General features: G+C 43.2%; 19 protein-coding genes. 14 read left to right on the forward strand and 5 right to left on the reverse strand.

What is annotated here, in order from left to right:
- The first annotated feature begins 233 nt into the window (after nucleotides 1-233).
- The 7 genes from ADM50_RS03450 to ADM50_RS03485 all read left to right on the forward strand — a co-directional run bounded on the left by ADM50_RS03450 (nucleotide 234) and on the right by ADM50_RS03485 (nucleotide 11,097).
- Nucleotides 234-4,625 (forward strand): PolC-type DNA polymerase III, encoded by a 4,392-nt coding sequence (locus tag ADM50_RS03450; RefSeq protein ID WP_049484540.1) that lies wholly within the window; start codon nucleotides 234-236, stop codon nucleotides 4,623-4,625.
- Nucleotides 4,626-4,644: 19 nt separating this feature from the next.
- Complete coding sequence (locus ADM50_RS09630; protein WP_000778898.1) at nucleotides 4,645-4,797, forward strand: hypothetical protein; 153 nt, start codon at nucleotides 4,645-4,647, stop codon at nucleotides 4,795-4,797.
- A 21-nt stretch (nucleotides 4,798-4,818) separates the two neighbouring features.
- The gene (locus ADM50_RS03460; protein WP_049484541.1) at nucleotides 4,819-6,060 is read left to right on the forward strand and encodes an aminopeptidase; all 1,242 of its coding nucleotides are present in this window, start codon (nucleotides 4,819-4,821) and stop codon (nucleotides 6,058-6,060) included.
- 9 nt (nucleotides 6,061-6,069) lie between these two features.
- Nucleotides 6,070-6,300, forward strand: coding sequence for a GlsB/YeaQ/YmgE family stress response membrane protein (locus ADM50_RS03465; protein ID WP_000901578.1), 231 nt, complete (start codon nucleotides 6,070-6,072; stop codon nucleotides 6,298-6,300).
- A gap of 232 nt (nucleotides 6,301-6,532) precedes the next feature.
- On the forward strand, nucleotides 6,533-7,255 hold the full coding sequence (locus tag ADM50_RS03470) for a pseudouridine synthase (protein WP_049484542.1): 723 nt from the start codon (nucleotides 6,533-6,535) through the stop codon (nucleotides 7,253-7,255).
- 109 nt (nucleotides 7,256-7,364) lie between these two features.
- Complete coding sequence (gene pepC, locus ADM50_RS03480) at nucleotides 7,365-8,699, forward strand: aminopeptidase C (RefSeq protein ID WP_049484543.1); 1,335 nt, start codon at nucleotides 7,365-7,367, stop codon at nucleotides 8,697-8,699.
- 169 nt (nucleotides 8,700-8,868) lie between these two features.
- Nucleotides 8,869-11,097 (forward strand): HAD-IC family P-type ATPase, encoded by a 2,229-nt coding sequence (locus tag ADM50_RS03485; RefSeq protein ID WP_049484544.1) that lies wholly within the window; start codon nucleotides 8,869-8,871, stop codon nucleotides 11,095-11,097.
- Nucleotides 11,098-11,159: 62 nt separating this feature from the next.
- On the opposite strand, the gene ADM50_RS03490 is transcribed toward ADM50_RS03485, so the two are convergent.
- The 4 genes from ADM50_RS03490 to ADM50_RS03505 all read right to left on the reverse strand — a co-directional run bounded on the left by ADM50_RS03490 (nucleotide 11,160) and on the right by ADM50_RS03505 (nucleotide 15,059).
- Nucleotides 11,160-12,071: a PTS system mannose/fructose/sorbose family transporter subunit IID gene (locus ADM50_RS03490; RefSeq protein ID WP_049477764.1), complete on the reverse strand. Its 912-nt coding sequence runs from the start codon at nucleotides 12,069-12,071 to the stop codon at nucleotides 11,160-11,162.
- A 14-nt stretch (nucleotides 12,072-12,085) separates the two neighbouring features.
- Nucleotides 12,086-12,898 carry a PTS mannose/fructose/sorbose transporter subunit IIC gene (locus tag ADM50_RS03495; RefSeq protein ID WP_042903130.1) on the reverse strand — a complete coding sequence of 271 codons (813 nt, stop codon included), beginning with the start codon at nucleotides 12,896-12,898 and terminating at the stop codon, nucleotides 12,086-12,088.
- Nucleotides 12,899-12,973: 75 nt separating this feature from the next.
- The gene (locus ADM50_RS03500) at nucleotides 12,974-13,963 is read right to left on the reverse strand and encodes a PTS sugar transporter subunit IIB (RefSeq protein ID WP_042903131.1); all 990 of its coding nucleotides are present in this window, start codon (nucleotides 13,961-13,963) and stop codon (nucleotides 12,974-12,976) included.
- Nucleotides 13,964-14,246: 283 nt separating this feature from the next.
- The gene (locus ADM50_RS03505) at nucleotides 14,247-15,059 is read right to left on the reverse strand and encodes a Cof-type HAD-IIB family hydrolase (protein ID WP_000162337.1); all 813 of its coding nucleotides are present in this window, start codon (nucleotides 15,057-15,059) and stop codon (nucleotides 14,247-14,249) included.
- Between the two features lie 187 nt (nucleotides 15,060-15,246).
- Between ADM50_RS03505 and ADM50_RS03510 the strand changes: the two genes are divergently transcribed.
- The 7 genes from ADM50_RS03510 (at nucleotide 15,247) to ADM50_RS03540 (ending at nucleotide 22,588) form a co-directional block, all read left to right on the forward strand.
- Nucleotides 15,247-16,665 carry an NCS2 family permease gene (locus ADM50_RS03510; RefSeq protein ID WP_049484545.1) on the forward strand — a complete coding sequence of 473 codons (1,419 nt, stop codon included), beginning with the start codon at nucleotides 15,247-15,249 and terminating at the stop codon, nucleotides 16,663-16,665.
- A 53-nt stretch (nucleotides 16,666-16,718) separates the two neighbouring features.
- Nucleotides 16,719-17,426, forward strand: coding sequence for a CPBP family intramembrane glutamic endopeptidase (locus ADM50_RS03515; RefSeq protein WP_000653640.1), 708 nt, complete (start codon nucleotides 16,719-16,721; stop codon nucleotides 17,424-17,426).
- A gap of 102 nt (nucleotides 17,427-17,528) precedes the next feature.
- Entirely contained in the window at nucleotides 17,529-18,473 is a 945-nt protein-coding gene (folP, locus tag ADM50_RS03520; protein ID WP_000491578.1) for a dihydropteroate synthase, read from the forward strand.
- A gap of 1 nt (nucleotide 18,474) precedes the next feature.
- The gene (locus tag ADM50_RS03525) at nucleotides 18,475-19,797 is read left to right on the forward strand and encodes a bifunctional folylpolyglutamate synthase/dihydrofolate synthase (RefSeq protein WP_001002331.1); all 1,323 of its coding nucleotides are present in this window, start codon (nucleotides 18,475-18,477) and stop codon (nucleotides 19,795-19,797) included.
- Nucleotides 19,778-20,332, forward strand: a complete 555-nt coding sequence (folE, locus tag ADM50_RS03530; RefSeq protein ID WP_000380930.1) for a GTP cyclohydrolase I FolE — start codon at nucleotides 19,778-19,780, stop codon at nucleotides 20,330-20,332. The genes ADM50_RS03525 and folE overlap by 20 nt, the downstream gene beginning before the upstream one ends.
- A gap of 158 nt (nucleotides 20,333-20,490) precedes the next feature.
- Nucleotides 20,491-21,312 (forward strand): 2-amino-4-hydroxy-6-hydroxymethyldihydropteridine diphosphokinase, encoded by an 822-nt coding sequence (gene folK, locus ADM50_RS03535; RefSeq protein WP_000372502.1) that lies wholly within the window; start codon nucleotides 20,491-20,493, stop codon nucleotides 21,310-21,312.
- Nucleotides 21,305-22,588, forward strand: coding sequence for a membrane protein (locus ADM50_RS03540; protein WP_001125354.1), 1,284 nt, complete (start codon nucleotides 21,305-21,307; stop codon nucleotides 22,586-22,588). The genes folK and ADM50_RS03540 overlap by 8 nt, the downstream gene beginning before the upstream one ends.
- 50 nt (nucleotides 22,589-22,638) lie before the next feature.
- Here ADM50_RS03540 and ADM50_RS03545 read toward each other — a convergent pair whose 3' ends face one another.
- Nucleotides 22,639-22,956, reverse strand: a complete 318-nt coding sequence (locus ADM50_RS03545; protein WP_000886045.1) for a DUF960 domain-containing protein — start codon at nucleotides 22,954-22,956, stop codon at nucleotides 22,639-22,641.
- Nucleotides 22,957-23,129: the final 173 nt, after the last annotated feature.

A 23,129-nucleotide genomic window follows, 5' to 3' on the forward strand; every position in this document is an offset into this window, starting at 1 on the left:
TTGGTAGAGTACTTGGTTTGGGACCAAGGTGTCGCAGGTTCGAATCCTGTCTTCCCGATTGATTACGAGGATACTTAAGGGTATCTTTTTTTATTTACTAAGGAGATTCTGAGAGTCTTCTTTTTTGTTTACTGAACAAATTTGGGTAAACTAGCAGTGTTTAAGGAATGGTACTAGTCATATATTTTCTTTAATTATGGTAAAATAGTAAGAGAATAATGTGAGGAAAATGAATGTCAAGTAAGTTTGAAATTTTAATGAATCAACTAGGAATCTCTGAACAATTGAGACAGAATCCTGCTCTTGTTGATGCCAGAATTGAGCGTGTTGTGGTTCATAAAATTAGTAAGATTTGGGAATTTCATTTTGTATTTTCTAATATTTTACCGATTGAAATCTTTTTGGAGTTAAAGAAAGGGCTTAGTGAAGAATTTTCTAAGACAGGGAATCGAGCTGATTTTGAAATCAAGGCTCTTTCTCAAGAATTCTCTAATGAACTCTTGCAGGTCTACTATAAGGAGGCTTTTTCTGAAGGTCCATGTGCAAGTCAGGGGTTTAAATCTCTTTACCAGAATTTAAACGTCCGTGCGGAAGGAAATCAACTCATTATTGAAGGTTCAGAGGCGATTGATAAGGAGCACTTTAAGAAGAATCATCTTCCTAATTTGGCAAAGCAACTTGAAAAATTTGGTTTCCCGGTCTTTGTTTGCCAGATAGAAAAGAATGATGCTCTTACACAAGAGCAGGAGGAAGCCTTCCATACGGAGAATGAACAAATCGTTCAGGCTGCCAATGAGGAAGCACTTCGAGCTATGGAGCAATTGGAACAAATGGCTCCTCCTCCAGTAGAAGAGAAGCCAGCCTTTGATTTTCAGGCTAAAAAGGCTGCGGCCAAGCCTAAATTAGATAAGGCTGAAGTTACCCAGATGATCGACGTGACGACTGAGGAAAATCGCCTGGTCTTTGAAGGGGTCGTTTTTGATGTGGAGCATAAGGTGACCAGAACTGGTCGCGTTTTGATCAACTTTAAAATGACAGACTACACTTCAAGTTTTTCAATGCAAAAATGGGTTAAGAATGAAGAAGAGGCTCAGAAGTTTGACATCATTAAGAAGAATTCTTGGCTCAGAGTGCGTGGGAATGTGGAGATGAATAACTTCACACGTGATTTGACCATGAACGTCCAGGATGTGCAGGAAGTTGTTCACTACGAGCGGAAGGATTTGATGCCAGAAGGTGAGCGTCGGGTTGAGTTTCATGCTCATACCAACATGTCGACCATGGATGCTCTACCAGAGGTAGAGGAGATCGTTGCGACAGCTGCTAAGTGGGGACACAAGGCGGTTGCCATCACGGACCATGGGAATGTCCAGTCCTTCCCACATGGCTACAAGGCGGCTAAGAAAGCTGGAATTCAGCTGATCTATGGAATGGAAGCCAATATCGTGGAGGACCGTGTCCCTATCGTTTACAACGAAGTGGAGATGGACTTGTCAGAAGCTACCTATGTGGTTTTTGACGTGGAAACGACGGGACTTTCAGCCATCTATAATGATTTGATTCAGGTTGCGGCCTCTAAGATGTACAAGGGGAATGTTATTGCCGAATTTGATGAATTTATCAATCCAGGGCATCCATTATCAGCCTTTACTACTGAGTTAACAGGTATTACAGATGATCATGTTAAAAATGCCAAACCACTGGAACAAGTTTTACAAGAATTCCAAGAGTTTTGCAAGGATACAGTTTTAGTTGCTCACAATGCTACCTTTGACGTTGGCTTTATGAATGCCAACTATGAGCGTCATGGTCTGCCTAAGATTAGCCAGCCAGTTATCGATACGCTGGAGTTTGCTAGAAACCTCTATCCTGAGTATAAACGTCATGGTTTGGGACCTTTGACCAAGCGTTTTGGTGTAGCACTTGAATACCACCACATGGCCAACTACGATGCGGAAGCTACTGGTCGTCTGCTCTTCATCTTTATCAAAGAGGTAGCAGAAAAACATGGTGTGACCGATCTGGCTAGACTCAATATTGATCTAATCAGTACAGATTCTTATAAAAAAGCTCGAATCAAGCATGCGACGATTTATGTCAAGAATCAGGTGGGGCTGAAGAATATCTTTAAGCTGGTTTCTTTGTCCAATACCAAGTACTTTGAAGGAGTGCCGCGGATTCCGAGAACAGTTCTAGATGCCCACCGGGAAGGTTTGATTTTAGGTTCAGCCTGTTCAGAAGGTGAAGTTTTTGATGCAGTTGTTTCCCAAGGTGTGGATGCAGCGGTTGAGGTGGCCAAGTATTATGACTTTATCGAGGTCATGCCACCTGCCATCTATGCTCCTTTGATTGCCAAGGAGCAGGTCAAGGATATGGAGGAACTTCAGACCATTATCAAGAGTTTGATAGAGGTTGGAGACCGTCTTGGCAAGCCTGTTCTGGCTACGGGTAATGTTCATTATATCGAACCGGAAGAAGAGATTTACCGTGAAATTATCGTCCGTAGTTTGGGCCAGGGGGCTATGATTAACCGAACCATCGGTCATGGTGAACATGCCCAACCAGCACCGCTACCGAAGGCTCATTTTAGAACGACCAATGAAATGTTGGATGAATTTGCTTTCTTGGGAGAAGATTTAGCACGCAAATTAGTCATTGAAAACACCAATGCCATGGCAGATATTTTTGAACCTGTTGAGGTTGTTAAGGGTGACTTGTACACACCTTTCATCGACAAGGCGGAAGAAACGGTCGCTGAGCTAACCTATAAGAAAGCTTTTGAGATTTATGGAAATCCTCTGCCAGATATCGTTGATTTGCGGATTGAAAAAGAATTAACTTCCATTCTGGGGAATGGATTTGCCGTGATTTATCTGGCATCGCAGATGCTGGTGCAACGTTCCAATGAACGGGGCTACTTGGTGGGTTCTCGTGGATCTGTCGGTTCCAGTTTCGTTGCGACCATGATCGGGATTACGGAGGTCAATCCTCTCTCCCCTCACTATGTCTGTGGTCAGTGTCAGTACAGCGAGTTTATCACCGATGGTTCTTATGGTTCAGGTTTTGATATGCCTAATAAGGACTGTCCAAACTGTGGCCACAAACTCAGCAAAAATGGACAGGATATTCCTTTCGAGACCTTCCTTGGTTTTGATGGAGATAAGGTTCCCGATATTGACTTGAACTTTTCGGGAGAAGACCAGCCTAGCGCCCACTTGGATGTGCGTGATATCTTTGGTGAGGAATATGCCTTCCGTGCAGGAACGGTTGGTACGGTAGCTGCTAAGACTGCCTATGGATTTGTCAAGGGCTATGAGAGAGACTATGGGAAGTTTTATCGTGATGCAGAGGTGGAACGCCTCGCTCAGGGTGCGGCTGGTGTCAAGCGGACAACAGGACAACACCCGGGAGGAATCGTTGTTATTCCGAACTACATGGATGTTTACGACTTTACGCCTGTTCAGTATCCAGCAGATGACGTGACGGCTGAATGGCAGACGACTCACTTTAACTTCCACGATATCGATGAGAACGTCCTCAAACTCGATGTGCTGGGACATGATGATCCGACCATGATTCGGAAACTGCAGGACTTGTCTGGGATTGATCCTAATGAAATTCCTATGGATGATGAAGGCGTGATGGCCCTCTTTTCAGGAACTGATGTTCTTGGGGTGACTCCTGAGCAAATCGGTACACCGACGGGGATGCTGGGGATTCCAGAGTTTGGAACCAACTTTGTACGTGGGATGGTAGACGAGACGCATCCGACGACTTTTGCAGAGTTGCTTCAGCTCTCAGGTCTATCCCACGGTACCGATGTGTGGTTGGGAAATGCCCAGGATTTGATCAAGCAAGGGATTGCGGACCTATCAACCGTTATCGGTTGTCGGGACGACATCATGGTTTACCTCATGCATGCGGGTCTCGAGCCTAAGATGGCCTTTACCATCATGGAACGGGTACGTAAGGGCTTGTGGCTGAAGATTTCCGAAGAGGAGCGAAATGGCTATATCGAAGCCATGAAGGCTAATAAGGTGCCAGAGTGGTATATCGAATCCTGTGGAAAAATCAAGTATATGTTCCCTAAGGCCCATGCGGCAGCCTACGTTATGATGGCCTTGCGTGTGGCCTACTTCAAGGTTCACCATCCCATTTATTATTACTGTGCTTACTTCTCAATCCGTGCTAAGGCCTTTGATATCAAGACTATGGGTGCCGGCTTGGATGCTATCAAGCGTAGAATGGAAGAAATCGCTGAAAAACGGAAGAATAATGAAGCCTCTAATGTGGAGATTGACCTCTATACAACTCTTGAGATTGTCAATGAAATGTGGGAACGTGGCTTTAAGTTTGGCAAGTTAGATCTCTATCGTAGTGATGCGACTGAATTCATCATCGACGGAGATACTCTTATCCCACCATTTGTAGCAATGGATGGTCTGGGAGAAAACGTTGCCAAGCAACTGGTACGAGCGCGTGAAGAGGGCGAATTCCTCTCTAAGACAGAACTCCGCAAGCGTGGCGGACTGTCATCTACCTTGGTTGAAAAGATGGATGAAATGGGGATTCTCGGCAATATGCCAGAGGATAACCAGTTGAGTTTGTTTGATGAGTTTTTCTAAAATATAGAAAGAGGTTTTTATGAAACTTACCATTTCCGCTCAGGATAAGCCAGCGCAAAAGGTGTTTGATTACCAGCTGGATCTTGACCCTGATACGATTTTGAAAATGACCGCTTTGATTTGTGGTACTGTGGCAGCAGTTAGCCTGCTGTCCTTGTTTAAAGAGAAATAACAAAAGAAAAGGAAGAATAGAATGGTTTTACCAAATTTTAAAGAAAATCTAGAAAAATATGCGAAATTGTTGGTTGCGAATGGAATTAATGTGCAACCTGGTCACACCTTGGCTCTTTCTATTGATGTGGAGCAACGTGAGTTGGCGCATTTGATCGTGAAAGAAGCCTATGCCTTGGGTGCGCATGAGGTCATCGTTCAGTGGACAGATGATGTGATCAACCGTGAGAAATTCCTCCACGCACCGATAGAGCGTCTGAACAATGTGCCAGAATACAAGATTGCTGAGATGAACTACCTCTTGGAAAACAAGGCTAGTCGTCTTGGTGTCCGTTCTTCTGACCCAGGTGCCTTGAACGGAGTGGATGCTGACAAGCTTTCAGCTTCTGCCAAAGCTATGGGACTTGCCATGAAGCCAATGCGTATCGCAACGCAATCCAACAAGGTTAGCTGGACTGTAGCAGCTGCAGCAGGGCTTGAGTGGGCTAAGAAGGTCTTTCCAAATGCTGCGAGCGATGAAGAAGCAGTGGACCTCCTTTGGGATCAAATCTTCAAAACTTGCCGTGTCTACGAAGAAGATCCAGTTAAGGCTTGGGAAGAACATGCAGCAATCCTTAAGAGCAAGGCGGAAATGCTTAATAAAGAACAATTTTCAGCCCTTCACTACACAGCTCCAGGGACAGATTTGATACTTGGCTTGCCAAAGAACCACGTTTGGGAATCAGCTGGTGCTATCAATGCACAGGGCGAAGGATTCTTGCCAAATATGCCAACAGAAGAAGTCTTTACAGCGCCTGACTTCCGTCGTGCAGATGGCTATGTAACCTCTACAAAACCACTTAGCTACAACGGAAATATCATCGAAGGCATTAAAGTAACCTTCAAGGATGGACAAATCGTTGACATTACTGCTGAAAAGGGTGATCAGGTCATGAAAGACCTTGTCTTTGAAAATGCAGGTGCTCGTGCCTTGGGGGAATGTGCCTTGGTACCAGATCCAAGCCCAATTTCTCAGTCAGGCATTACCTTCTTCAACACCCTTTTCGATGAGAATGCTTCAAACCACTTGGCTATCGGTGCAGCCTATGCGACTAGCGTTGTTGGTGGGGCAGAGATGAGCGAAGAAGAGCTTGAAGCTGCAGGACTGAACCGTTCAGATGTTCACGTGGACTTTATGATTGGTTCGAGTCAAATGGATATCGATGGTATCCGTGAGGATGGAACACGCGTACCACTCTTCCGTAATGGAGACTGGGCAATTTAAGGAGAAGCTATGCTTGGAAGTATGTTTGTTGGTCTCCTAGTGGGACTCTTGGCAGGTGCTTTAACCAATCGCGGAGAAAGCATGGGATGCTTTGGGAAAATGTTTCTCGGCTGGATTGGTGCTTCTTTGGGGCACCTGCTCTTTGGAACTTGGGGTCCAAACCTAGCGGGGATAGCTATTGTTCCAGCTGTTTTAGGTGCTATGGTTGTCTTAGCTATTTTCTGGAGACGAGGAAGTTAATTTCTTAAATCTGATACTCAATGAAAATCAAAGAGTAAACTAGGAAACTAGCCGCAGGCTGCTCAAAGCACTGCTTTGCGGTTATAGATAGAACTGACGAAGTCAGCTCAAAACACTGTTTTGAGGTTGCAGATGGAAGTTGACGCGGTTTGAAGAGATTTTTGAAGAGTATGAAAAGAAAAGGAGGTTGGTCATTGTACCAGCCTCCTTTTGAGTATGATATAATAGTTTTATGAGATTAGATAAATTTTTAGTTGCATGCGCTGTGGGAAGTCGGACGGAGGTCAAAAACTTGCTCAAGGCTGGACGCGTGACGGTCAATGGCAAGAAAGAAAAATCAGCAAAATTGCAAATAAATGAAGAAAAAGACGAAATTCGCTTTGATGGTCAAGTGCTAGAGTACGAGGAGTTTGTCTACTACATGATGAACAAGCCCCAAGGAGTCATTTCAGCGACTGAGGATTCTAAACACAGAACAGTGTTGGACTTGTTGGATGATATTGCTCGGACCAAGGAAGTTTTTCCAGTAGGGCGCTTGGATATTGACACGCATGGCCTCCTGCTTTTGACCAATGACGGCCAGCTTGCCCATGCTCTTCTTTCACCAAAACGTCATGTGGATAAGACCTATTTGGCTCAAGTCGAGGGAATCATGAGCCAAGAAGACGTGGAGACATTTGCTAAGGGGATTCCGCTCAAGGACTTTACCTGCCAGCCAGCTAAACTGGAGTTTGTATCAGTAAATCCAAAAAAAAATCAAAGTCTGGTTCGTGTGACCATTGCTGAAGGGAAGTTCCATCAAGTCAAACGAATGGTGGCCTACTGTGGCAAGGAAGTGGTGAACCTACAACGTTTGACGATGGGAACTTTAGTTTTGGATGAGAACTTAGAACGAGGAGAATGGCGTCGTTTGACCAAGGAGGAGTTAGAAAATCTCCTTGCTAGTATTGCTTAATTGGGTTTATGTTAGAAAAGGTGAGGAGAATGTCCTTGCCTTTTTCATTTTTCAGTTGCTTCCTTTGTGAAAAGAGTTATAATAGACAGTAGAATAAAAGGAGGAATCTATGAACGCGATTCAAGAATCATTTACAGATAAACTATTTGCCAACTATGAAGCAAATGTAAAATACCAAGCTATCGAAAATGCTGCAAGCCATAACGGAATTTTTGCAGCCTTGGAACGTCGCCAAAGCCATGTTGACAACACGCCTGTTTTCTCATTGGATTTGACCAAGGACAAGGTGACTAACCAGAAAGCATCTGGTCGTTGCTGGATGTTTGCAGCCCTTAACACTTTCCGTCACAAACTCATCTCTCAGTATAAATTGGAGAACTTTGAATTGTCTCAGGCTCACACCTTCTTCTGGGACAAGTATGAGAAATCAAACTGGTTCTTGGAGCAAGTGATTGCGACTGCAGACCAAGAATTGACGAGCCGCAAGGTTAGCTTCCTACTCCAAACTCCACAACAAGACGGTGGACAGTGGGATATGGTAGTGTCCCTCTTTGAGAAATATGGAGTCGTTCCTAAGTCAGTTTACCCTGAGTCTATCTCATCTAGCAATAGCCGTGAGCTAAATGCCATCCTCAACAAATTGCTTCGTCAGGATGCCCAAATCTTGCGTGATTTGTTGGCTTCTGGTGCAGACCAAACGACTGTTAAAGCCAAGAAGGAAGACCTCTTGCAGGAAATCTTTAACTTCCTTGCCATGTCTTTGGGTCTTCCACCACGGCAGTTTGACTTTGCTTATCGCGACAAGGATGATAACTACCAAAGCGAAAAGGGTATCACACCACAAGAGTTTTACAAGAAATATGTCAATCTACCTCTAGAAGATTATGTTTCGGTTATCAACGCCCCAACTGCTGACAAGCCTTACGGCAAATCTTACACAGTTGAGATGTTAGGAAATGTGGTTGGTAGCCGTGCAGTTCGCTATATCAACGTTCCTATGGATCGTTTGAAAGAATTGGCGATTGCTCAAATGCAGACAGGTGAGACTGTTTGGTTTGGTTCAGATGTTGGCCAACTCAGCAACCGTAAAGCTGGAATCCTTGCGACAGATGTTTATGACTTTGAATCAAGCATGGATATTAAACTCACTCAAGACAAGGCTGGACGCTTGGACTACAGCGAAAGCTTGATGACCCACGCCATGGTCTTGACAGGTGTGGATTTGGATGAAAACGGCAAGTCAACTAAGTGGAAGGTTGAGAACTCTTGGGGAGACAAGGTCGGTACAGATGGGTACTTTGTTGCTTCAGACGCTTGGATGGATGAATACACCTACCAAATCGTTGTCCGTAAGGAATTGCTGACAGCAGATGAACAAGCTGCTTATGAAGCAGAACCAATCGTACTTGCACCATGGGATCCAATGGGTGCCTTGGCAGAATAAAGCATAAAGAAAAGAGGTTAGGGGAATCCTAGCCTCTTTTGTTTTTAAGTGCTTCTTAAAGTGGTGACAGATGATGCTTGTCAAGGGAGTTCTTCTTATTTTGAGTCTTTAGGTGACAGAGAAAAAGATATGTGTTATTATAGTAGTACAAAAGGATATCGGAGTAGAAATGAAGTATTTAAGTAGCCAAGACATCAAGGGTCGTCAACGAAATATCAGCGACATTAAACCTTATAAAACAACCAAGGAAATCGTCGTTTCAAATATCTTTACCTTCTTTAATGCCATGAACTTGGCTCTGGCAGTTCTGGTAGCCACAACCATGCGCTTTGAGAATATGCTCTTTTTAGGTGTGATTGCTATCAATACCGCCATCGGTATCTTCCAAGAAGTGCGTTCAAAAAATGTCTTAGAAAAGCTAAGTTTACTTGGTAAAAGTAAGTACAAGGTCAATCGAGATGGTCAAACGATTGAGATTGATTCAGAAGACATCGTACTGGGGGAATATCTGCATCTCAATCTGGGAGATCAGGTACCTGTCGATGCAGAAGTGCTTGAAGGGAATGTTGAAGTTGATGAGTCCTTGCTGACGGGTGAAAGTGATTCGGTCTTTAAAACAGTTGGTGACAAGCTGATGAGCGGAAGCAATGTCGTCAGCGGTACTTGTCTGGTCCTTGCTACAGCTGTGGGTCCCGATAGTTATATCAACAAACTTGCAAAATCCAGCAAGGAATTCAAAAAATACCCTTCTCAACTGCGCGATTACATGGATAAGATTTTAAAAATCGTCTCTATCCTGCTGGTGCCAGTTGCCATTCTGCTCTATGTCAGAGGTTTTAGTCTAGGGCGAACTTATGTTGAGATTGTCTTGGGAAGTTCAGGTGCCTTGGTCGGCATGATTCCAGAGGGATTGATTCTCCTGGTCAGTGTATCTCTGGCGGTAGCGGCCATGAAGCTGGCTAAAAAGAAGGTTCTAGTGCAGGAACTATACTGTGTGGAGACCTTGGCGCGTGTAGATGTTCTTTGTTTTGATAAGACTGGAACCATCACGACTGGTAATATGAAGGTCCAAGAAATGGATGCTAATGTAGCAGAGAAACTGACTTCTTATCTAGCTTATTTTGAGGATGAAAATGCGACGTCGCGGGCTCTGAAGACTTACTTAACCTGTGAGAAAAAATGGGAAGTTCAAGAAGTTGGTGCCTTTTCAAGCAAAAACAAGTATTCCTTTGTCCAAGTAAAAGATGGAGGGACCTATTTCTTCGGAGCCTATGAGTTTTTAGGCTTTACCCAGCCGATGGATACCTACTATGAACATCTGAAGCAGCAAGGTTTTCGAATCTTGACACTTGCCCATAGTAAGGACCACATCATGAGTCCAGCCAATATGGAACTACTAGGGCACGTCGTTTTGTCAGATGAGATTAAGGACAATACCAAGGAAACCTTTGACTATTTCGAATCTCAAGGTGTTGAAGTGAAGATTATCAGTGGTGATAATCATGTGGCTGTATATGGGGTGGCTCGTAAGGCAGGTTTTAAGGAAGAAGCCCGTGCGATTGATATGACCAAGGTGAGCGATGATGACTTTGAAAGAGTGGTCTTGGAACACGAAATATTTGGTCGTGTGACACCTGAACAGAAGCAAAAGATGGTATCTATTTTGCAAAATGCTGGTAAAACAGTTGCCATGAGTGGCGACGGGGTCAATGATGTTCTGGCTCTCAAGAAAGCAGATATCAGCTTTGCTATGAAGGGAGCAACGAGTGCAGCCAAAAGTGTATCCAATATTGTTTTTCTCACTGATGACTTTGCAGTATTTTATGATATCTTGATGGAAGGACGCCGGGTCATCAATAACATCCAAAAGGTAGCCTCTCTCTTTCTAACAAAGACCTTCTTCTCCGTCGTGTTTGCCATTTTGAGTGTGGTATTTGGTTTGGAATTCGCCTTTATCCCTATTCAGTTTACAATCATTTCAGCTATTACGATTGGGATTCCATCTTTCTTCCTAACTTTTGAGTCCAATAAAGAAAAGGTCAGCACACATTTTATGCGAGATATTTTGACCAATGCTGCGATTGGTGGTAGCATTCTGGTTGCTAGTGTACTCTTGACGAACTTCTTTATCACTGTCTCAGGTCAAGTCAAATTTATTTGCTTCCTCCTTGCTTTGATCAATGGTCTGTGTCTAGTTGCCAAGGTCAGCATTCCCTTTAATCGATACAAGCTGGTCTTGCTCGCATTTTTGAGCCTTGCAGCCCTTGTTGGCGTACTTGCCAATACATTTATCCTGCAAGGAACTTTTGTACCTCTAGAAACCACCCAAGTCGTCTATGTAGCCATCCTAGCAGTGGTGATTGGGGGCTTGCATTATCTGACTAGAAGAAAAAGTTGATACACAAAAAGAATCAGGTTTAATCCTGATTCTTTTTTTATTTATATTCTCGATAGCTTGGATTACATGATACCGAAGAAACGAGCTGCGATACCTACTGCAAAGAGAGCAAGGATGATTGCGATTGGTGATACTTTTTTCTTAAGCAACCACATGCAAAGGAAAGTAAGGAGAAGTCCCATCAATCCTGGAATCAATGAGTCCAACTGACCTTGAAGAGTTTGTGGTTGAATCTTATCTAGGCTCAATCCGCTGAGTGCTTGACCAAGGATTCCCTTCAATTCTCCACCTGTTACAGCACCTTCTGGGAAGTTGATGTAAGCACCTTCAGCCAATTGTTTACCTGGAAGGTTGACAGTAAAGTTGATAGATACCCAACGTTGTACAAGAACGGCAAGGATGAACATACCAAGGATAGATGCTCCTTTGGTGATGTCTTTCAAGATACCACCAGACATGTCTTTAGTGATTTCAGATCCAGCTTTGTAACCGAACTCTTGTGTATACCATAGGAAGGCCATACGGATAGCATTCCATCCAAAGAAGAAGAGAAGGGGACCAACAATGTTACCAGATGCAGCAAGTGATGCACCAAGGGCTCCAAGGATAGGACGAACTGTAAACCAGAATACTGGGTCACCGATACCAGCAAGAGGTCCCATCATACCGATTTTAACCCCTTGGATAGCCGCGTCATCGATTTCTACACCGTTAGCGCGCTCTTCTTCAAGTGCAAGAGTAACCCCCATGATAGGAGCAGCTACGTATGGGTGAGTGTTGAAGAACTCAAGGTGACGCTCAAGAGCAGCCGCTTGGTCTTCTTTTTTAGTGTACAATTTTTTGATAGCTGGGATCAATGAGTAAGCCCAACCCAAGTTTTGCATACGTTCGTAGTTCCAAGAACCTTGAAGGAATTGTGAACGCCACCAAACTTTTTGACGATCTGATTTTGATAATTGAATTTTTTCAGCCATGATTGATCCCCTTTCTAGTAGTCTTCTAGGATATCACCGATTGGGTCGTTAGAAGTCGCAGCTCCGCCGCCACCGTTTCCACCTTGTTTTGTAAGGTTAAGGTAGATGAAGGCAAGGGCAACACCGATGACACCAAGGGCAATCAAAGTCAATTGAGAGATTGCTGCAAGAGCAAAACCGATAGCGAAGAATGGCCATACTTCACGAGTTGCCATCATGTTGATAACCATAGCATAACCTACGGCAACGACCATAGCACCACCGACAGCCATACCACCGTTCAACCAGTCTGGCATCAAACCAAGAGCGTCTTGAACAGCAGAAGCTGGGATAGCGATAAGGAAGGCAGCAGGGATTGCAATACGAAGACCTTGAAGAAGAAGTGCAACAAAGTGAGCACGTTCAACAGCCGCAATATTTCCGTCTTTAGCAGCAGCGTCAGCAGTGTGAACCAAGGCAACTGAGATTGTACGAACAATCATAGTCAAGAAAAGTCCAGCTACGGCAAGAGGGATAGCTGTTGCCGTAGCAACGGCGATACCTTCAGTAGTAAAGTTACCACCTTTGATCAAGATGATTGCTGCCGCAACAGATGCAAGAGCAGCGTCAGGAGCTACGGCAGCTCCGATGTTTGCCCAACCAAGGGCAATCATTTGAAGTGATCCACCAAGCATAACACCTGCTTCGAGGTTACCAGTTGCAAGTCCGATAAGGGTACATGCGACGATTGGTTGATGGAATTGGAATTGGTCGAGGATACCTTCAAGACCTGCAAGGAAGGCAACAACTACAACCAAGATAGCAGAAATGATTGAAATATCTGACATGGTTTTATTCCTTTTCTATTTAGTTTTAATAAAGTATTTAATCCTGTTTTCAAAAATGATAGAAACAGATTAAAATTATTGAACGTTTGCTTTCTTAATCAAGTCAAACAAATCTTTTTTCGTGTCGTTTGGTACTTTACGTACGTCAAATTCAACACCGAGGTCACGCATTTTTTCAAAGGTTGCAACGTCTTCTTTGTCCATAGACAAAACGTTGTTAATCATTGTTTTACCTGTTGAGTGAGCCATAGAACCAACGTTAAGAGTCTTGATTGGCACGCCACCTTCGATTGCACGAAGTGCATCTTGTGGTGTTTCAAACAAGATAAGGGCATGAGTGTCACCGAAACGTGGGTCTTTTGCAACGTCAATCAATTTTTGAATTGGAACAACGTTGGCTTTTACTCCGTTTGGAGCTGCTTGTTTAATCAATTCTTTACGCAAGTCGTCGTTAGCAACGTTATCTGAAGCAACGATGATACGGTTTGCTTTTGAATCTGGAGTCCAAGCAGTCGCAACCTGACCGTGAAGTAGACGAGTGTCTAGACGAGCAAGGTTGATTTTCAGTTTACCGTCACCGATAACAGTTCCTTCTGGAATAGCAGCTTGTGCGGCAGGAGCAGCTGCAGCAGTTGCAACTTCCTCAACTGGGTTAAGCTCTTCTGGAAGAGCCTTGATGCCATCTTTGGCTTCTTTAATGATATTCGCAGCGACTTTATCCACACCTGCATTCGCGTCCATAAGGCGCTCTGTGTAGGCTTGGATCAACATCGGCAAGTTCAGTCCTGTGATGATGGCAAACTTACGTTCTGGATTTTCTCCCATTACGCGGCTAGCTTGGTTGAATGGAGATCCACTCCAAAGGTCAGCCAATACTAGAACCTCATCTTCTGCGTCAAATGCAGCCACAGCGTTGTTGAATTTAGCGTAAAGGTCATCTGGACCTTCATTTGGCATAAAGGTTACAACTTGAACCTTTTCTTGTTCACCAAAGATCATAGATCCTGACTGATGAATACCCGCAGCAAATTCGCCGTGGCTCGCAATAATGATTCCGATACTCATTATTGTCATTCCTCCTTATAAAATGTTTGACTGTATGTTTAAGAAAACTTTAAGCCTAACTTTAAGTATAAACCGTTTTCATATAAAAATCAACTACTTTTTCTAAAAAGATGTAAAAGTTTTCATAGAATGACTTTTTAAAAATATTAATATATCAATGTTTTTTGAGAGATAAATGAAAATGGTAATAGAAAATTTAATATAAAAATACAGAAAATAAGCCGCTTTAGTGAAAATAAAATGAAAACAAAAAGGAAAGATTGCGACCATGCAATCTTCCCTTTTATAAGAATAAATTTTGTAAAGCGCGGGCAACTCCATCTTCTTCGTTGGTCAGAGGAAGTTGTTCGTCTGCATATGGAAGAAGAGCAGGATTGGCGTTTTTCATAGCATATCCCTTGCCTGCAAATGCCAACATTTCAGTGTCATTATGCTCATCACCAAAGGCGATTAAGTCTTTTTTATCACGATTCATCACATTGAGCAAGTACTCTAGAGCAAAAGCCTTGTTTACACCCTTGGGAGTACACTCGAGGATGTTGAGGGGCCCGCCCCAGGTATTGATAGCTAGTTGGTGCTGATAAAAACGATTCATCTCGTCCGCTAAAGCGTATTTGTCTTCAGCCCTTGTTTGCAAGAGGATGCAGTTGGGATCTTTGGTTACTCGTTCAGGTTTGAATTGATTTTCTGGCCGGAAGTTCTCTACGCCAAATAGTTTAGGATCTGCAATTTCTTCATTCGGTGTCGTGATATAGAATTTTTTTCGATATTCTCCCGCAATAAAATCAGCCTGGATGTCCTCCGTGCGCTTGACCATGTCTAGGAGGTATTTTTTGTCCAAGGTCAGGCACTTTTCATGCTCCCAAGTCTGTCCTGGTAGATGGGTAAGGGAGCCGTTAAAGTTAATCATGGGAGTATGCAATTCTAGCTCACGATAGAAGTCTTTTGCCATACGATACGGACGGCCTGTCGTGATGATGACATGGTGTCCTTTTTCTGAAATTTTTTTGATCGTCTCTTTGGTGAAATCGGAGAGCTTGCTTTCATTATTTAGCAGGGTTCCGTCCAAATCGACTGCGATAATTTTTTTAGTCATATAAACCTTCCTAGTCGTTTCCAGATAAGATGTCTACTATTATATCAAAAAGAAGGAAGAAAAGCAGATAAGAACAAAAACTACAGTTGCTTTGATTTATTAAATAAATCAAACAAACATATTGAAAAGGTGAATGATAAATGATATAATACTAATATTGTTCGTAAAAAACAAAAGGAGATTAAAGATGGACAAACTATTTAAACTAAAAGAGCACGGGACAGATGTCCGTACAGAGGTGCTTGCTGGTTTAACAACATTCTTTGCAATGAGTTATATTCTCTTTGTAAACCCTCAAATGCTTTCCCAAACGGGTATGCCTGTTCAAGGTGTGTTCTTGGCAACGATTATCGGTTCTGTAGTAGGTACTTTGATGATGGCTTTCTATGCTAATTTGCCGTACGCACAAGCACCAGGTATGGGACTAAATGCCTTCTTTACATTTACAGTTGTATTTGGGATGGGCTATACTTGGAAAGAGGCTCTTGGTATGGTCTTCATTTGTGGAATTATTTCACTGATTATTACCTTAACAAATGTTCGTAAAATGATCATCGAATCTATTCCAACAACACTTCGTTCAGCTATTTCGGCTGGTATTGGTGTTTTCCTTGCCTATGTTGGAATTAAGAATGCTGGTCTCTTGAAATTCTCAATCGATCCAGGTACTTATACGGTAGCAGGTGAAGGAGCAGACAAGGCTCAAGCTGCACTTACTGCAAACTCCGCAGCTGTTCCAGGATTGGTAGACTTCAATACTCCAGCCGTATTGGTGGCTCTTGCAGGTTTGGCTATTACCATTTTCTTTGTTGTTAAAGGCATCAAGGGTGGAATCATTCTTTCTATTTTAACAACGACTGTGCTTGCCATTGCTGTTGGTGTTGTCAAATTATCAGGGATTGACTTTGCTAGCAACAATCTTTCAGCAGCGGTTAATGATTTAGGAACTTTGTTTGGTGCTGCTCTTGGTTCAGAAGGTTTAGGATCTTTGATTTCAAACACTTCGCGTTTACCAGAAACCTTGATGGCTATTCTTGCCTTCTCACTAACGGATATTTTTGATACAATCGGTACTCTTATCGGTACTGGTGAAAAAGTTGGTATTGTTGCGACAAGTGGGGAAAACCATGAGTCCACTAAATTGGACAAGGCTCTATACTCTGACTTGGTGGCAACTTCGGTAGGTGCCATTGCAGGTACTTCAAACGTTACGACCTATGTTGAATCTGCGGCTGGTATCGGTGCTGGTGGACGTACTGGTTTGACAGCCCTAGTGGTTGCGATCTGTTTTGCTCTATCTAGCTTCTTTAGCCCACTTCTAGCGATTGTTCCGACAGCTGCAACAGCACCAATTTTGATCATCGTCGGAATCATGATGCTTTCTAACTTGAAAAATATCCCTTGGGATGATATGGCTGAAGCGGTTCCTGCCTTCTTCACATCTATCTTTATGGGATTCAGCTACTCTATCACACAAGGGATTGCTGTTGGTTTCTTGACATATACCTTGACAAAAGTTGTCAAAGGTCAAGCCAAGGATGTGCACGTGATGATTTGGATTTTGGATGCCTTGTTTATCCTTAACTATATCAGTATGGCGCTATAAATGGTATAATAGAAAAAGGGGAGTCTCCCCTTTTTCTTATAAGGAGGTACATCATGAAAGATAAGACGATTTGGCAAGAGGTTTTAAACAGAGGGAAATGGGTGATCATCCTTTTGGTAGCTTTTGTTCTATCTCAATTTCCCATAGGACTTGCTTTGTTTTTAGCAAACAAACAGTTTCCGATTTTACAGTCAGGGCTCTTAGTAGGTGCTCTATCCATAGTCGTTTTGATTGTATTCATTATTGGTGCACGAAAAACACAACTTGCTACTTTTAATCTATCCTTTTTTAAGGCAAAAGACTTGGCTCGCTTGGTACTGAGTTATCTGGTGATTTTTGCGACAAATCTCTTGGGTTCACTACTGCTTCGACTAACAAATGAGGCAACAACCAGTAACCAATCAATACTGAATGGTTTGGTTCAGAATAGTTCCTTGATTTCAACTTTCTTCCTACTAGTCTTGATTGCGCCGATTTGTGAAGAAATTTTGTGTCGTGGGATTATTCCAAAAAAGATCTTCCGCGGAAAAGAAAAACTAGGTTTTATTGTTGGTGCAATCGTCTTTGCCTTGCTTCATATGCCAACCAATCTACCTTCTGTGATTATTTATGGAGGAATGTCAACGGTTTTGACTTGGACAGCCTATAAGACTGAGCGTTTGGAGATGTCCATTTTGCTTCATATGATTCTCAATGGTATTGCATTTTGTTTGTTGGCCTTATTGGTATTGATTAGTAGAAATCTAGGTCTATCATTCTAAACCATTAGCCGCTTGGAAAAGATGAATACTAGCGTATCCATCTTTTTCTTTTTATGGTAAAATAGAGAAATAATGTGGTGAAAAACCTTGAGGAGTGACCTTATGTTCAGTAAAGCTAGTCAGGCAAAAACAGCTATTTGTGGAATTATCAATGTAACACCAGATTCCTTTTCGGATGGTGGTCAGTTTTTTGCTGTTGACCAGGCGCTTCAGCAAGCCCGTAAATTGATAGCTGAAGGAGCTAGCATGCTTGATATCGGTGGAGAATCGACTCGGCCGGGCAGTAGCTATGTTGAGATAGAAGAGGAAATCCAGCGTGTTGTTCCAGTGATTAAAGCTATCTGTGAGGAAAGTGATGTTCTCATTTCCATCGATACTTGGAAAAGTCAGGTGGCAGAGGCTGCTTTGGCTGCTGGTGCCAATCTGGTAAATGACATTACGGGTCTCATGGGAGATGAGAAAATGGCGGATGTGGTTGCTAAGGCTGGTGCGAAAGTAGTCATCATGTTTAATCCAGTCATGGCTCGACCTCAGCACCCTAGTTCGCTCATATTTCCTCATTTTGGTTTTGGGCAAGCTTTTACAGAGGAAGAGTTAGCTGACTTTGAAAAAATGCCAATTGAAGACTTGATGGAGGCTTTCTTTGAACGAGCACTAGCGAGAGCCAATCAAGCTGGGATAGCAAGAGAAAACATTTTGCTGGATCCGGGAATTGGTTTTGGTCTCACCAAGAAGGAAAATCTACTTCTTCTACGGGACCTTGATAAATTGCATCAGCAGGGCTATCCAATCTTTCTTGGTGTTTCGCGCAAGCGGTTTGTTATCAATATCCTTGAGGAGAATGGCTTTGAAGTCAATCCTGAGACGGAAGTCGGTTTCCGAAATCGGGACACCGCTTCGGCTCATGTAACCAGTATCGCTGCGAGACAGGGTGTGGAAGTGGTGCGCGTGCACGATGTTGCCAGTCACAGGATGGCAGTTGAAATTGCGTCAGCCATTCGTTTGGCAGATGATGCAGAAAATCTAGATTTAAAACAATATAAGTAAGATGAACGAAATTGAAAACAATCAGTGGATTGCCCACTACCGGACGGACCAACCACATTTTGGCTTGGAACGCATGGTAGAACTCCTAGCTCTGCGAGGCAATCCCCAGCTCAAACTCAAGGTCATCCATATCGGAGGGACCAACGGCAAGGGGTCTACCATTGCTTTTTTGAAAAAGATGCTGGAAAACCTAGGGCTGAGAGTTGGGGTGTTCAGCTCGCCCTATCTTATTCATTATACGGATCAGATTAGCATTAATGGGGAATCCATCCCAGAAACTAGGCTAGAAGCCCTCATGGCAGACTATCAGTCTTTGCTTGAGGGGGAATCTGCTGATAATTTGCAGGGAACAACCGAGTTTGAGATAATTACAGCTATAGCCTATGATTACTTTGCCTCAGAGCTAGTAGATGTGGCCATCATGGAAGTCGGTATGGGTGGCCTTCTGGATAGTACTAATGTCTGTCAGCCAATTTTAACAGGAATTACGACTATTGGACTGGATCATGTGGCCCTACTTGGTGACACCTTGGAATCCATAGCAGAGCAGAAGGCTGGTATTATCAAACAAGGCATTCCATTAGTGACAGGTCATATTGTTCCTGAAGCCTTGGCTGTGATTGACTCCATTGCAGAAGATAAAAATGCATCGAGACTTGCCTATGGGAAAGATTACCAGGTCAGTCATCAAAAGAGTGTGGTGACGGGTGAAATCTTTGATTATACTAGTTCTGTCAGACAAGGTCGCTTTCAAACAGGCCTGCTAGGCTTGCACCAGATAGAAAATGCAGGGATGGCACTTGCTCTTCTAGACATTTATTGCCAAGAGATTGGGCGAGAATTAGCTAGCAATGACTTGCTTGCTCAAGCCTTGGAGGAAACCAGATGGCCAGGGCGTTTGGAGGTCGTGTCTAGCGAACCTATGATGATTTTGGATGGGGCCCATAATCCCCATGCTATCAGGGCTTTACTAGCAACCTTGCAAGAACGCTTTGCGGATTATCATAAGGAAATCCTCTTTACCTGTATCAGAACCAAGGCCTTGGAAGATATGTTGGATTTGCTAGAAACGGTGCCAGATAGTCAATTGACTTTAACCCATTTTGACGATAGTCGGGCGACTGATAAAAGCGTGCTGAAAGAGACAGCCAAGTCTAGAAATCTCAATTACCAAAGTTGGCAGGATTTTCTAGAGCAGAAATTGACAGATAAAAATGAAGAGAAACAAACAGTTAGGATTGTCACGGGTTCCTTGTATTTCTTGAGCCAAGTGAGAGCCTATCTGATGGAGAGGAAGAACGAGAATGGATACACAAAAGATTGAAACGGCTGTAAAAATGATTATCGAGGCTGTTGGTGAGGACGCTAACCGCGAGGGCTTGCAGGAAACACCTGCTCGTGTAGCCCGTATGTACCAAGAGATTTTTTCAGGCCTTGGCCAAACTGCTGAGGAACACCTGTCAAAATCCTTTGAGATTATTGATGATAATATGGTAGTGGAAAAGGATATTTTTTTCCACACTATGTGTGAACACCACTTCTTGCCTTTTTATGGGAGAGCGCACATTGCCTATATTCCAGATGGTCGGGTGGCAGGCTTGTCTAAGCTAGCCCGTACGGTTGAAATTTATTCTAAAAAACCACAGATTCAAGAACGGTTAAATATTGAAGTGGCCGATGCCTTGATGGACTATCTGGGGGCTAAAGGAGCCTTTGTTGTCATTGAGGCCGAGCATATGTGTATGAGCATGCGTGGTGTCAGAAAACCAGGTACTGCGACTTTGACGACAGTAGCGCGAGGTGTATTTGAAACAGATAAAGACCTCCGAGACCAGGCTTATCGTTTAATGGGACTATAATACTCTTCGAAAATCAAATTCAAACCACGTCAGCTTCCATCTGCAACCTCAAAACGGTGTTTTGAGCAGCCTGCGGCTAGCTTCCTAGTTTGCACTTTGATTTTCATTGAGTATAAAAAGAATCCGCTTCATGCGGATTTTTCTAGAAAGGACAAGTTATGGATCAACTGCAGATTAAAGATTTGGAAATTTTTGCCTATCATGGTCTTTTCCCTAGTGAGAAGGAATTGGGGCAGAAGTTTGTTATTTCCGCAAGCTTATCCTATGATATGACCAAGGCGGCTACAGAATTGGATTTAACAGCATCTGTCCATTACGGAGAACTGTGTCAGCAGTGGAAGACTTGGTTTCAGGAAAGCACTGAGGATTTGATTGAAACGGTAGCCTACAAACTAGTTGAACGTACCTTTGAGACCTATCCTCTTGTCCAAGAGATTGAGTTGGAACTAAAAAAACCTTGGGCTCCAGTGCATTTACCGTTGGATACCTGCTCGGTGACCATTCACCGTCGTAAGCAACGGGCCTTTATCGCCCTAGGAAGTAATATGGGAGATAAGCAAGCAAACTTGGGAAAAGCCATTGACAACCTGCGAGCTCGTGGCATCCATATTCTCAAAGAGTCCAGTGTTTTGACGACGGAACCTTGGGGTGGTGTGGAACAGGATAGCTTTGCCAATCAGGTGATTGAAGTAGAAACCTGGCTACCGGCTCCAGTCTTGTTAGAAACATTATTAGCCATTGAGTCAGAAATGGGACGGGTTCGAGAGGTGCATTGGGGGCCTCGTTTGATTGATTTGGACTTGCTCTTTGTGGAGGACCAGATCGTTTATACAGACAACCTCATCTTGCCTCATCCTTATATAGCAGAACGCCTCTTTGTTCTTGAGCCGTTAGTGGAAATAGCTCCCCATTTTATCCATCCGATCCTAAAGCAACCAATTCGTTATTTGGTTGACCAGTTGGAGCAAGGAAATGCCTAAGCTTTCCGAGACCTATAGCAAGTGGAAGAGTATCGGGGAGGGACTACTTGCTATTGTTTTAGGGCTCCTCTTGATTCGTTTTGGACAAGTTATTCCACGAATGGGGTACCAGTTGTTGATGGCCTACTTTTCCTTGTCAGCAGTTTGGCACTTGTTGACTCGCTGGTTTCAAGATAAAAAACGTCGGGAAAATATCTTTGTAACCTTGGGCAAGCTGGTGGTAGCGGCTCTCGTGTTTGACTCTATCATTTTGCAAGATCTTGCCCTCTATCTCTTGGTCTTTATCATTGCGAGCTACCAGCTGTTTACAGGCATCATTAGTCTTGTGACCTGGTCTCTCTATCGAAAAAATGCCATTCATCCTCGGATCCATCATCTCTTTGATGCTGTATGGATGATAGGATTCGGGCTTTATAGCATCTCTCCTTTTCACGATGCAGCGAATTTTGAATTGCTCTTGCTTGGATTTTACTTGCTCATGCTAGGAGCCAGTAGCCTCCGGGACGGATTCTTTTTTGAAAGGATAGAAAACAATCCCAAGCTGAAACGACGTATGCGAATGACTCTGCCGATCTTTGTGACGGCTCTGATTCCTATCAGCACCTTGCGAAAACTAAATGAGTGGCTGGCAAATCATGAAAGTCAAGAAGGGGAAGTTCATTCAGAAAGAAAAAACGACCAGACGGTTGACCTGGAAATTTTTATCCATACCTCAGAAACCTCCTTCTTCCTCGCCATGGGACATGTGGATATTTGTTATCAAGGGAAGGTTATTTCCTATGGTTCCTATGATCCCCACTCGGAGCGTTTATTTGGTATGGTTGGAGACGGTGTTTTGTTTAAGGCCAATCGGGAGAAATACATCGAACTCTGTAAGAGGGAAAGTCAGAAGACCTTGTTTGCTTATGGTCTGAGTTTGACGGACCAACAGAAAGCAGCTATCCAAGCGCGTTTAGCGGAGATAGAAGATCTGTTAATTCCTTGGGAACCAAGCTCGCAGTTGATGAAAAGAAGAGAGGGAGAGGTCAAGCATACCTACTCCTACCAACTGAAAGAGGAAGCGGATGCGACCCTCTATAAATTCAGCTCATCCGAGTTTAAGACCTACTTTGTTCTCAGTACCAATTGTGTTTTGCTGGCAGACTCTATCGTGGGAAAAGCTGGGACTGATATATTGAGTCCCCAAGGTTTCATTGTGCCAGGGACTTATCAGGATTATCTTGACTTAGAGTATACAAAACCAAACGGTCTAGTTGTCAGTCGATCCATTTATTAGAAAAAGAAAACTCTAGTTCCTCAGCAGTTTGCGCCGAGAAGCTAGAGTTTTTAAAATAGGTCATTTTCTTCTGGAAGGAGGATGGTTTCTCTGCCGTCTAGGTCTAAAACAAGGACCCTAGGCGGGTAAAGCGGATCGAAAGGATGATTGAAATCAAAATCGATGCTAGTCGGAAGGTGCTGACTAGAAAAATGGAAGGTGATGGTCCCCTTATTGTTGAGCAGTTGAAACTCAAGTTCTTCTTCTAATTCAAAGACATTTTTCAGGAAATGATCAATAATATACCATAAAGAGTCAATGACATCGTCAGGCAGGCTGGTCACGACACCAAAACTAGCGGAACGTCTCTGTGTATTTGTAAAAGCCATGTTTCCTTCCTCCTTTTATTTTTCTTATCATACAGTAAAAAAGCTGAAAAATCAAGGAATTCTGCTTGTTTTTTCAAAATGAGAATAAACTGTGAAATTTTTTCAAAGTTTCTTCTAAAAATACTTGAAAGTGTTTACAATAAGTGATAAAATGGAGTAAGTAGATGCGTGAA

The organism is Streptococcus oralis (assembly GCF_001075675.1).
Taxonomy (GTDB): domain Bacteria; phylum Bacillota; class Bacilli; order Lactobacillales; family Streptococcaceae; genus Streptococcus; species Streptococcus oralis_V.